Source organism: Alistipes finegoldii DSM 17242, assembly GCF_000265365.1.
Classification (GTDB): Bacteria; Bacteroidota; Bacteroidia; order Bacteroidales; family Rikenellaceae; genus Alistipes; species Alistipes finegoldii.
In genome coordinates, this window is the sequence record NC_018011.1 from 3,114,288 (window position 1) to 3,126,390 (window position 12,103).

At 56.8% G+C, this 12,103-nt stretch carries 9 protein-coding genes; 4 read left to right on the top strand and 5 right to left on the bottom strand.

The genetic code is table 11. The features are described from left to right. Window position 1 precedes the first annotated feature (1 nt). Window positions 2-2,761 (top strand): TonB-dependent receptor, encoded by a 2,760-nt coding sequence (locus ALFI_RS13410; protein ID WP_014776216.1) that lies wholly within the window; start codon window positions 2-4, stop codon window positions 2,759-2,761. A 26-nt stretch (window positions 2,762-2,787) separates the two neighbouring features. Further along, window positions 2,788-3,813, top strand: coding sequence for a DUF5689 domain-containing protein (locus ALFI_RS13415; RefSeq protein ID WP_014776217.1), 1,026 nt, complete (start codon window positions 2,788-2,790; stop codon window positions 3,811-3,813). A gap of 70 nt (window positions 3,814-3,883) precedes the next feature. Here ALFI_RS13415 and ALFI_RS13420 read toward each other — a convergent pair whose 3' ends face one another. The 5 genes from ALFI_RS13420 to ALFI_RS13440 all read right to left on the bottom strand — a co-directional run bounded on the left by ALFI_RS13420 (window position 3,884) and on the right by ALFI_RS13440 (window position 10,633). Beyond that, entirely contained in the window at window positions 3,884-5,941 is a 2,058-nt protein-coding gene (locus ALFI_RS13420) for an LTA synthase family protein (RefSeq protein WP_014776218.1), read from the bottom strand. A gap of 110 nt (window positions 5,942-6,051) precedes the next feature. Then, complete coding sequence (locus ALFI_RS13425; RefSeq protein ID WP_014776219.1) at window positions 6,052-8,865, bottom strand: M16 family metallopeptidase; 2,814 nt, start codon at window positions 8,863-8,865, stop codon at window positions 6,052-6,054. A gap of 40 nt (window positions 8,866-8,905) precedes the next feature. Then, window positions 8,906-9,127 (bottom strand): helix-turn-helix domain-containing protein, encoded by a 222-nt coding sequence (locus ALFI_RS13430; RefSeq protein WP_009597909.1) that lies wholly within the window; start codon window positions 9,125-9,127, stop codon window positions 8,906-8,908. 60 nt (window positions 9,128-9,187) lie between these two features. Beyond that, window positions 9,188-9,877, bottom strand: coding sequence for a DUF2975 domain-containing protein (locus ALFI_RS13435; protein ID WP_009598053.1), 690 nt, complete (start codon window positions 9,875-9,877; stop codon window positions 9,188-9,190). A 144-nt stretch (window positions 9,878-10,021) separates the two neighbouring features. Then, window positions 10,022-10,633, bottom strand: coding sequence for a hypothetical protein (locus ALFI_RS13440; RefSeq protein ID WP_009598091.1), 612 nt, complete (start codon window positions 10,631-10,633; stop codon window positions 10,022-10,024). A gap of 99 nt (window positions 10,634-10,732) precedes the next feature. Between ALFI_RS13440 and ALFI_RS13445 the strand changes: the two genes are divergently transcribed. Both ALFI_RS13445 and ALFI_RS13450 read left to right on the top strand, forming a co-directional pair. Beyond that, complete coding sequence (locus ALFI_RS13445) at window positions 10,733-11,461, top strand: acyl-[acyl-carrier-protein] thioesterase (RefSeq protein ID WP_014776220.1); 729 nt, start codon at window positions 10,733-10,735, stop codon at window positions 11,459-11,461. Window positions 11,462-11,533: 72 nt separating this feature from the next. Beyond that, window positions 11,534-12,070 (top strand): ferritin-like domain-containing protein, encoded by a 537-nt coding sequence (locus ALFI_RS13450; protein ID WP_009597968.1) that lies wholly within the window; start codon window positions 11,534-11,536, stop codon window positions 12,068-12,070. Window positions 12,071-12,103: the final 33 nt, after the last annotated feature.

Here is a 12,103-nt window from a genome sequence, read left to right on the forward strand (position 1 = left end):
TATGAAAATCAAGAGTCTACTAATTTTAGTGCTGTCGCTTGTGACGCTGACCGCCTTTGGACAGGACGGCGGTATCAAGGGCAGGGTCGTTTCGCGTGCGGGACGCATTGCACTCGGCGACGTGAAGATTACGATGACGCCGGGCGGTACGACAACGGTTTCGGATGCGCAGGGTAACTTCGTTTTCGAAAATATTCCTGCGGGCGAATATTCGCTGCAGTTCGAAACTCCCGAATTCGAGACTTCGAATATCGCCGTACGTGTCGGTTCGCAGATGCGCGACATCAATGCGGTGATCCTCGTGCCCGATACGCAGCGTCAGATGATCGACGACGCGGTCTTCGCGGAGTTCGACACCGAAACCACCGACGACGCGCAGGCTTTGCCCACGTCGCTCTCGGCTTCGAAAGACCTCTTCAATAACATCGCGTCCTACAAGTTCAGCGAAATGCGTTTCAACGTCCGCGGTTACGATTCGCAGTATCAGGACGTGTATATGAACGGCATTCAGCTCAACGACGCCATGACGGGCTATACGCCGTGGTCGTTGTGGAGCGGTCTGAACGACGCTACCCGCAATCAGGAAGTTACGTCGGGCATCGTGGCGTCGGACGCCGGTCTGGGCGGCATCGGCGGTACGACCAATATCGTGACGAGTCCTGCGCAGATGCGTCAAGGCCTGCGTGCGAGCCTCGTAAACGGCAACTCGATGTACCGTTTCCGCGCGATGGTCACCTATGCTTCGGGCTATCAGGACAACGGGTGGTCGTATGCCTTTTCGGTTTCGACCCGTCAGGGCGGCAACTCCTATGTCAATGGCGTCTATTACAACGCTTTCGGTTATTTTGCCGCTGTCGAGAAGCAGTTCGGTCAGCGTCATCGTCTGGCGCTGACCCTGCTGGGCGCTCCTACCGAACGCGGTGCGCAGCAGGCGGCGACGCAGGAAGCTTACGATCTGGTCGGCAATAACTATTACAACCCCAACTGGGGCTGGCAGGACGGCAAGAAACGTAACGCCCGTGTGCGCAACAACCACGAACCCGTCGTGATGCTGAACTATACGTTCGACATTTCAGACCGTTCGAAACTCGATCTGGCCACCTCGCTGCGCTTCGGCATGAACGGTTACTCGGCGCTGACGTGGCAGAATGGTCCCGACCCGCGCCCGGACTATTACCGTTATCTGCCGAGCTACTTCGCGCTCGACAAGAATATGCTGGGTGCGGCTTGGCAGCAGGTTTACTGGCAGGCCAACTACCAGAATATCCGCCATTTCGACTGGGATAAGATGTATCAGACGAACTATATCCAGAACGATCCGGTCGATGAGGCGCAGTACGGTCCGGGCCGTCGTTCTAACTATATGGTCGAAGAGCGTCACACCGATCAGCTGGACTGGAATCTGGTTGCCAACTTCTCGCATATCTTCCGCAATAACTCCAAAATCTACGGAGGCCTTTCGCTGCGCCGGAACCGTACGGAGTACTATTCGGAGGTCAAAGACCTGCTTGGCGGCGACTATTGGGCCGACATCGACAAATTCGCCGAGCGCGACTTCGGTTCGAACGCCATCGCATATCAGAACAACCTCGACTATTACTATCGCCACGGTCATGCGCACGCAGCCAAAGTCGGCGACAAATACGGCTATGACTACTATGCGCACGTCCTCCGGACGAAGGCATGGGCTGCCTATAATTTCAATGTCGGCGGTCTGGGCGTAACCGTCGGCGGCGAAGTGGGATATGCTTCGCAATGGCGCGAGGGTCTTTGGCGCAAAGGCTTGTTCCCCGACAATTCGAAGGGCGATTCCAAGAAACTCGACTACCTGACCTACAAGGCCAAAGGCAACTTCAGCTACCGCTTCTCCGCGGCTCATACCGTCGAAGCGAATGTCGTTTACCTGCAGGACGCCCCCGAATTCCAAGCTTCGTTCGTGTCGCCCCGTACGCGCAACACCACGACTCCGGGGCTTTCCGCCGAACGTGTCTTCGGTGTGGATGCGTCGTATAACCTGCGTGTCGGCGACCTGAAAGCGCGCGTTTCCGGTTACTATACCCGCATTTACGATCAGTCGAAAGTGATTTCGTACTACGACGACGTGGCCGCGACCTTCACGAACTTCGCCATGAGCGGCATCGACAAGCTCCACTTCGGTCTCGAAGCGGCCGTTTCGATTCCCCTGTACCGCAGCCTTGCCCTGAACGGAGCCGTTAGCTGGGGCCAGTACACCTACGATTCGAATCCCTATTACCTGCAGACGCAGGACAACAGCGGCGATATCGTCTCCGACGGCTATGTTTACTGGAAGAACTTCCGCGTGGAGAGCACCCCGCAGCTGGCCGCCAACGTCGGTCTTTCGTACCGCAGCAACAACAACATCTTCCTGTCGGCCGACTTCAACTATTACAACAACATGTATCTGTCGATGAGCCCGATCTATCGCACCGATGCGGTGATTACCACCGGCATGACGGCCGAGGACATCGCTCACCTGCGCCGTCAGGAGAAGTTCGACTCGGCTTATACGCTCAACGCCAGCATCGGCAAGAACTGGTATATCCACCGCCAGTATACGCTGGGCTTCAGCCTCGAAGTCAAGAATATCCTGAACAATCAGGACATCCGCACCGGCGGTTACGAGCAGACCCGTCTGACGAAGAACACCGAGACGACGGTGACTACCTATCAAGCCTTCGACTCGAAGTATTTCTACATGTTCGGTACGACCTATTATCTCAATCTCTACTTCCGTTTCTGACGGCTAACGAATAAAACACGAATATTATGAACAAAGTATCTAAACTGTTTCTGATCGCCGCGGCAGGGCTGTTCTTCGTTGGCTGTTACAACGATTACAGGAACCCGAAGGCGGCCAAGATATATACCCGCGCCGATTTCGAGAAAGAGGGGCTGGAATATATATCGATCAAGGACCTGAAGGCGCAGTTCAAAGCCGAGAATCCCGGCATGAACGACGGGACGGTCGCTTCGTGGACGGTGGATGAGCCGATTTTCACCTCCGGCAAGGTCATCTCCACCGACCGTTACGGCAATGTCTATAAATCGGTCTACCTCTACGATGCGGAGTCCGAATCGGCGATCGAGCTTAAGCTCAATACGGGCAACTACCTTTTCCACCCCGCAGGACAGATCGTTTTCGTCAAACTGCAGGGGCTGGTGCTCGGCAACTACCGCGGTATGACCAGCATCGGTACGACCTCCTCCAACGCCAGCTATTCGAATGACAACATCGAGAGCAAGATCATGCAGGACGAGCACATTTTCTCCGGCGAACAGCAGCAGATGCTGAAGTCGGATACGCTGGTGGTTACCAAGGATAACTACAAGACGGCGATTTCGGATGCCGCTCTGGGCCGTCTGGTGCGTTTCGAAGGGCTGGAAAGCAAGTTCGGCACGGCGCCGTGGGGCTACAAGAATACCTTCCCCAACTATTTTGCGAATTCGACGTCGTACGACGTGAACTCTCCCGGCTGGTCGGACATCAACGAGTGGGCGACTTGGGCTACGAAACGCAGGCTGGAAGGCGCTAACGCGGAGACCTATTTCTACGGCTCGGCATGGTTTACCTACGACGCGGCGGCGACCGGCTCCGGTACCAATGCGGCTCCGGGCAACTACGTGGTGCGTACGAGCGGTTACAGCCAGTTCCGCGACAACAAGATTCCCGAAGACGGCTGGGTGGTGAACCTTACGGCGATCTACACCAAGTTCACGAACGGTTCGGGTAATTATGGGACCTATCAGCTGACGCTGAATACGGACAGGGACGTTACCGTCGTCGAGAAGTAGCGGATCCGACCGTAAAAGAGAGACCCGTCGTTGCAATTTGCAACGACGGGTCTCTCTTTTTGTCCGTTTCTCAGCGTTTGTTCCATTCGCCCGAAGTCTGGTAATAGCCGACGGCGCGGGTTACCAGCTCCCGGTTCTTCTCTTCCATCGGTTCGAGGTTGTGGGGATTCTCCGCCGTCGGAACGACGCGGTATTGCTCGAACCGCCGCACGGGCGAGAGGATGGTGAACACGTCGCCTTCGAGGTAGCCCAGATCCTGATAGGTGGCGATGAATGCGCGGTTGACGTACTGCTTGTCGTATATGCTGCGGCCGAAGAAGTGCGAGTCGTAGCTCATGTTGAGCAGCGAGAGGAGCGTTGGCATCAGGTCGATCTGCGAGACGATGCCGTCGACGCACTGCGGCTCCACGAAGCCCGGAGCGTAGATCAGGGCCGGAATGTGGTACTTGTTCAGCGGAATCTCGGTGCGGCCGGCGCTCGATGCGCAGTGGTCCGCCGTGACGAGGAAAATCGTGTTGTCGAACCACGGCTGCCGCGAAGCCTCCGCGAAGAACTCACCGAGGGCGTAGTCGGTATACATCACGCCGCCGTTGCGGGACTTCGAGTCGTGGGGAATGCTGATCTTTCCGGCCGGGTAGGTGAAGGGGCGGTGGTTGCTGACCGTCATGACGTGGGCGAAGAAGGGCTTGCCGCTCTGCGCGTCTTCGTTGAGCGTGCGGATGACCTTGCGGTAGGCGTCTTCGTCGCATACGCCCCAGATGTTGGCGAAAGTGATCTCTTCGGGCGCATACTGCCGCTGGTCCACGATGTCGTAGCCGTTGCCCGAAAAGAAGGTCTCCATGTTGTCGAAGTAGCTGTTGCCGCCGTAGAAATACTTGACGTTATAGCCCTTTTCGCGCAGCAGCGCACCCGTGGAGTGCATGCCGGCATTGTTCGGCCGCTTGATGATGCTCTGGCCGGGGCAGGGCGGCAGCGAGAGGGTTACGGCTTCCAGTCCGCGCACCGTGCGGTTGCCTGTCGCGTATACGCGGTCGAAGGCGAGTCCCTGCTTGTAAAGCGAGTCGAGTACGGGCGTCAGACGGTTCGTGTTGCCGAAACGCTCCATGAACGAAGCACTCATGCTCTCGATCGTAATCAGCACGATATTGCGGCGGATTTCGGGTCCTTCGCAGCGTACGGCGTGCAGGTTGTCGCCCGTGCTGCCGTAAATCCCATGGACGAAGGCTTCGGCCTGCTCTTCGGGTTCGGTGATGTAGAATTGCTTGTAGTTGAGTTCGTTCTTGACGAATGCGTCGTAGAATTTGTAGAGTCCGTTGGCCTGCAGCTCGTTTACATAGACGTTCTGGCTGTCCTGAAACCGGGTGTTGAAGTTCAGCAGTCCGACGGCGAGGAGCACGGCGGCGATGTACGCCGGTCCTGCTACCGCTTTCCAGCGCCAGCCTTTCAGCCGGTCGGCGAGGGCCAGATCGCGGCGGAAGAGATACCATGTCACGACCAGCGTCACGAGGATCAGCCCCAGCGTCATCGGCACGACGGGGTAGGACTCCATGATGTTGCCGACCACCTCGTTGGTGTAGACGAGGTAGTCTACCGCAATGAAGTTGTAGCGTACGCCGAATTCGCTCCAGAAGAAGTATTCGCTGAGTCCGTTGAAGAGGATGGCGCCCACGTAGAGCGTGATGATGAGCGCGAACCATACCGTGGTCCAGTAGCTGCGGAAACCCTTGAAAAAGAGACGCAGGGCGAACGTGCCGGCCCAATAGCCCAAAACGGCGGAGGCGATTTGCGGCGCGACGCTGCCGTATTCGTCGAAGATCGTGTTGCAGAAGGTCACGTAGCAGAATGCCGCAACGAGAATTCCGAGGATGATGTAGCCCCACGGTTTGCCGTACTTGGTTTCGGAGACGCTCATCGAGAAGAGCCATAGGAACGCGAATCCGATCGTCGCGGCGCAGAGGTCGTTCACGGCGCCCAGCAGGAAAACCTGCAGCCATTCGCCGAATGAGAAACCGAGGTCGGTGGTCTGCTCGTTGAAGAGCAGTACGATGCGTAACAGGAAGCCTACAGCGATTGTGAGCAGGCTAAGTTTGAGATACAGGCCGGAAACCAGCCGAAGACTTTGGCGCATAGGTGATAACTGATTGTTTTAATTGTCTGCAAAGTTAATGTTTTTCGTCGGGCTGACAAATAAAAAGCCAGCCGTTGCGGCGGCTGGCTTTTTCAGCGGATTCAGGTCTGTTATTCGGCCTTTTCCTTCGCGGGGCGCATGACGACCTTCACGAGGTTGTTGTCGCCGAGGACCTTCTTGGCCATGGCCTGTACGTCGGCGTTGGTGAGCGACCTGATCACCTGCTCGTAATCTTTCAGGTATTCCAGTCCCGGACCGTATTTGGCCTGAATGTAGTTCATCCAGCCGGCGTTCTGCTCCAGACTGTTTTTCCAGCTCTTGAGCATGAATTCGCGGTTCTTCTCGATGTCCTCGGTCTTGGGGCCGTTCTCGGCGATCTCCCGGATCTCCTTCATCACGATCTCGCGCAGCTCGTCCGCCATCTCTTCGTTCGTGTCGAAGCGGATATCCAGCTTGTAGGTCTCGTCGGGAATATACTCAGTCGAACCCGAAACCTGCACGCCGTACGTGCCGCCCTTCTCCTCGCGGATCGAAATCAGGTAGCGCGAGTTGAGCGCCTGCGTGAGGAACGTCAGGGCCGCTTTGTCCTTGAGCGTGTAGGGCATCTTGCCGGAGAACATGTAGTGTACCGAGACTTTCGGCTGCTGCATCGGCGCCGTAAACTCCTCCGTCACGTCGCCCTTGACGGGGGCGCACTTGTCGTCAGCGAACGTCATGGCCTTCTTCGACACGGGAATCGAACCGATATACTTCTCCACGAGCGGTTTCAGCGCGTCGAGGTCCACATTGCCCACGATGGTGAACGTAAAGCTGTTGGCATCCGGATAGAGCTTTCTGTAGATCGCCGGCAGGGCTTCGAAGCTGAACTTGTCGATGATCTCGGTCGAAATCATCTGGCGGCGCGGGTTGTTGCCGTAGGCCACGTCGATGAATTTCTCCTCCATCAGGTAGTCGGGATTCGACTTCACGTTGTCGAGCTGCGAGCGCAGCATCTTCATCAGCGTGTTGTAGTCGTTCTGGTCGAAGCGCGGCTGCGTGAAATTCAGGTAGAGCAGCTGCATCATCGTTTCGAGGTCTTTGGGCGAGCAGTAGCCGTTCACGGCGCTGGCATAGTTCTCCACCGAGGGCTGAACCGAAGCCGACTTGCCCGAAAGCTGTTTCTTGAGATCCGTCGCCGAGAATTTGCCGACGCCCGACATCGAGTTGAATGCAGGCATCATCTCGCCCATGTAGAACTCCTCGTCCGAGAGGATCGACAGTCCGCCTTTGGCCACGGCGCTCATGCGCACCTCGTCGGCCTTGTAGGTCGTGGGCTTCACGACTACCTTCACGCCGTTGGCGAGCGTCCACTCGGTCGTGCCGAGCGTGGCGTCCTGTGCCGTTTTCTTTACGGGCGAACCTTTCAGTACGGTGCCTTCCGGGATCAGCGGCTCCTTGACGGTGTTGTCCTCATACGCCTCGATTTCGGCGTTGGCGACTTTCTCGCGGATGGCGAGCAGCTCCTCGGCCGTCGGATTCACGATGCCTTCCTTTTCGGGCGCCGTGACGACGATCACCTGATTGCGGGGATATATGACCTGCTGGGCGAATCCGTTGACCGCCTCGACGTTGATCATCTTGATCAGCATGCTGTCCAGCTGCCACTCGGTCTCGGCGTCGGGCATCGGGGTGTTCTTCGAGTAGTTGTTCAGATAGGTCTGTACGAACTCGCCGTTGCGGCGGTCGTTGCGGTTGGCGTAGGCGCGTTCGGCGCGGCGCATCAGGTCGTTCTGGGCGCGTTCGAATTCGCCCTGCGTGAAGCCGTAGCGGCGGACTTTCTCCATTTCGGTGTAGATGGCTTCGAAACCTTCGGCCAGTTTGCCGTCCTGCGTCATGGCCACGAACGTCGTCGCGTTGAGCGTCGGAATCACGCCGATTTCGCCCGAACCCATGCCTGCGCCGAGGAACGGTGCGTCGGGTTTCATCGAAATCTCCTGCAGACGGGCGTTTTCCATGGTGGTCATGTAGGCCTGTATGACGTCGAACATTTCGCCGTATATCAGGTTGTTCATCTGTTCGGGAAGCGCCGGACGCTTCACGAAGAGTTGGATTTTGGAACCCTGCATTTCGGGATCGGTGTAGATGCTGATGATCGGGGCCTCATTGTCGGGAACGGTGATCGTCTCTTTCCGGGCGGCGTCGGCCGCGGGAGTCGGAATGTCGCTCATGAGCGTCTTGATCTTGTTTTCTACGGCATCCACGTCGATGTCACCGACCACGACGACCGCCTGATAATCGGGGCGGTACCACTGGTTGTAGAAGTCCTCCAGCTCCTTGTGGTGGAAGCCCTTCAGTCCGTCGAGGTAGCCGATCAGGTTGCGGTGCTCGTATTTTGTGTCCTTACCGAGCGCCTGAAGCATCTTCATGGTCGAACGCCACGACGCGCCGTCGCGGGTGCGCAGCTCCTCCATGATGACGCCGCGCTCGGAGTCGATCTCCTCAGGTTCGAGCGCGATGAAGTGCGACCAGTCGTGCAGGATCAGCAGGGCGCTGTCGATGATGCCTTCGCGCGAAGTGGGGACGTCCTTCATCATGTAGGTCGTCTGGTCCCAGCCGGTGCCGGCATTGAGGTTGGCGCCGAATTTCACGCCTACTTTTTCGAGATACTCCGTCAGCATCTTGCCGGGGAGGTTCTTGGTGCCGTTGAAGGCCATGTGTTCGAGGAAGTGGGCGAGACCCTGCTGGGAATCGTTCTCCTGAATGGCGCCGACGTCGTGCAGAATGTAGAAGTCGGCCTGTCCTTTCGGCTTTTCGTTGTGGCGGATGTAGTAGGTCATTCCGTTTTCGAGCTTGCCCGTGCGGACGTCCTTGTCCGCCGGAATCGGCTGCTGCGGATTGAACTGGGCCGCTGCGCTTGTCACTGCGAATGCCGCGATGACGAGCATGGTGATTTTTCTCATAATTGATCGTATAAAGGGGTTTTTGTTACTCTTCCGACGGCTGGTCCGGGCGGTATTCGATGATGTCTCCCGGCTGGCAGTCCAGCTCGCGGCAGATCGCTTCGAGCGTCGAGAACCGGATGGCTTTCGCTTTCCCGTTTTTGAGGATCGAGAGGTTGGCGGGCGTGATGTCCACGCGTTCGGCGAGTTCGCCGAGCGACATCTTGCGCTTTGCCATCATGACGTCTATATTGATGATTATAGCCATAATGTCGTCCCCCCCCCGTTATTTGTCGTTCCTGTCGTTATCATGGTAATTACGTTGTTTTTAGATAGTCAGTTTCTGCTCTTCGCTGAGCTGCGTGCCGAGTGAGAGCACTTCGGCCATGAAGAGGAACAGAATGCCGACGATCACGTTCCAGTAACTCAGCGGAAATGTCTGCACGACTTCGAAGGAGGTTCCTTCGAGCAGGCGGACGGCCTCGTTGTTGTTGAGGTACTTCATGAAGGCTTCGCTCAACTCGCCCACGAGAATTAGGATGCCGATGGCGCGCGTGCGCAGGATGTTGCTGTGGCGTAGCGGCTGCTCGTCGCGGATCGACTTGCGGAGCGAGTTGATGATCAGTGCGATCAGTACGAGGATCGTCAGGTACGAAAGGCCCGTGATGACCATCAGCAGGTAGCAGAAGCTGTTGTTGCCCATCACCTTGAATGCGTTGCCCAGCGTGTAGGCTTCGTCCACGGTCACCTTCAGGTCGAGACGGCTGATCGTCGGAGTGATGTTCTCCGGCAGGTTGTCGATGCCTATAGGTTCGCCGGCGGAGCGGATGACCGGAGCCGAAACGTAGTAGGAGCGTATGCCTCCCTGCGGAATTTCCATCTCCAGCGTATTCTGCGCGTTGCGCCATCCCCGCGAAAAGTCGGGCACGAAACTCGCGGCGAAGCCGACGATCAGCGCCGCGAAGTAGATGATGTAGATCATCAGCAAATGTTTGTGCAGTCTCTTTTTGTTCTGCATAGCTTCGGTTTTTAAGTTTCGATAGTGCAAATTTAGTATTTATTTTCGAAAAACAAATAATATTTATCGTTTTTCGATAAAATATTTGGTCCTAGACAAAAAAAGACGACCCGCAGGCCGTCTTTGGGAAATAGTGCCGTAAACTTATTCCACGTTGTCTTTCAGCTGTTTCCAGAACGATGCGTCGATCGCCATCCGGACCGAAGCCGCGAGCACGATCAGGACGAACATGACGAGGAAGGTGATGAAGCCGACGTTGATGGCCAGACAAATGGCGTACAAGATGCCGAACACGATGCCCACCATGATGCCGAATACCAGCGTCACGAGAAACATCGTCCACTTGCTGCCGTACGTCGCGTCGTTCGACGCCTTGATGGCCTGCATCGGTTTTTTGCCCTTGCCGAGCAGGAAATAGAACGAAAGCGCCCATGACAGGGACAGCACGATGCCCGGCACGATCATGAATACGAAGGCGATGTAGATCGGAATCACCATCAGGCCGGCCGTGATGAGGTACTCGCCCATGTAGCGGCGGTATTTGCTGTCGAAAATTCCGAGCGGGTTGATTACGCTGCCTTTGGCCAGTTCGACCGGCAGCAGGCTGATGGCGATGGTCGTCCCTATATTGATATAGGGTATCCAGATCGTCACGAGCCACAAGGCCACTGCCACGACCACCGACGGGGCGTTTTTCACGCCGATGGCGATCGAATCCTTCAGCGTTTCCGCGAAGTCGAGTTTTTTCATTTCCATAACTAACGATTTTTAATAAGGGTTAATAGTCAAACAAATATATGAAAATATCTGCAAAAAACGTATCTTTGTCGGGACGCAACGTTAAAAATCAGCAATATGGCAGAAAAATCGCATTATAATTACCGTGTCGAACCGCAGGACGTGGATTTCACGCTGAGGGCTACGATTCCCTCGCTCGGTTCGGCCATCCTCAATACGGCGGGCGTCGACGCCCACGGCAAGGGCTTCGGCGTGGACGCGCTGAACGCCGACAACCACTCGTGGGTCCTCTCGCGCATGGCTGTCGAATTTGACAGCCAGCCCACGCAGTATACCGATTATACGATCGCCACGTGGATCAACGAATACGGCCGGGTGCTCTCCACGCGTAACTTCACGCTGACCGATGCGGCAGGGACCGAATTCGGCCGCGCCGTGACGCAGTGGGCGATGATCGACCTTAAGAGCCGTTCGGCGCTCGATCTGTCGTGGGTGGGCGACGCCCACGCCGACGCCATCGTCGACGCTCCGTCGCCGACCGACAAGCCCCGCAAGATCCGCGAGGTGAATCCTGCGCAGACGGTCGAACACAAGGTGGTCTACAGCGACATCGACTTCAACCGCCACGTCAATACGATGCGCTATATCGAAATGATGATCGACATGCTGCCCGTCGAACTGCTCATGCAGGAGACGCCGGTGCGCTTCGACATCCATTTCCTGCGCGAATGCCGTTACGGCCAGACGCTTAGCGTCGGTTACGAGCAGCGTGGCCGCACGGCGCTTTTCGAGATACGCAGCGACGAGGGCACTCCGGCCGTGCGCGCCTCTATCGAGTGGAAATAAGCCTGCGGGGCGTGTCCCGCATCTGCTTCGTGGAACGGGTTTTGCAGTTACGGCTGCAAAACCTTTTTCATTATGGAAAACGCAGTTAAAACACAAAACAAGTATCAGGTGAGCATCGACCTGCTGAACGATGCCGTGGGCAAGGAAATCGCCACTTCACTCCAGTACATGTATTTCCACACCCATTTCGAGGATGACCGCTATCAGTACCTTTCGAAGATCATGCGCGAAATCTCGATCGCCGAGATGCGCCATATCGAAGAGTTCTCCGACCGCATCCTCTTCCTGCAGGGCGACGTCGATATGAACGCTTCGTTCCGCACCCGGCAGGTGACCGACGTCAAGGACATGCTCCGTTTGGCGCTGCAGCTGGAGCAGAGCACCATAGATTCCTACAACGAGGCTTCGCGCATCGCTTCCGAGCACAAGGACGCCGTCACGCACAAGATGTTTCAGGACATCATCGCCGAGGAGGAGCAGCACCTCGACACCTTCCGTACCGAACTGCAAAACGTACTCGACTACGGCGAGGAGTACCTCGCGCTGCAATCCGCCGCGGGAAGCAAGCATGCCGCCAAGAGCTTCGGACACCCCGGCGACGGAGAATAGTCCGTCCTGCCGGACCGGTACCGCGGATGTCTT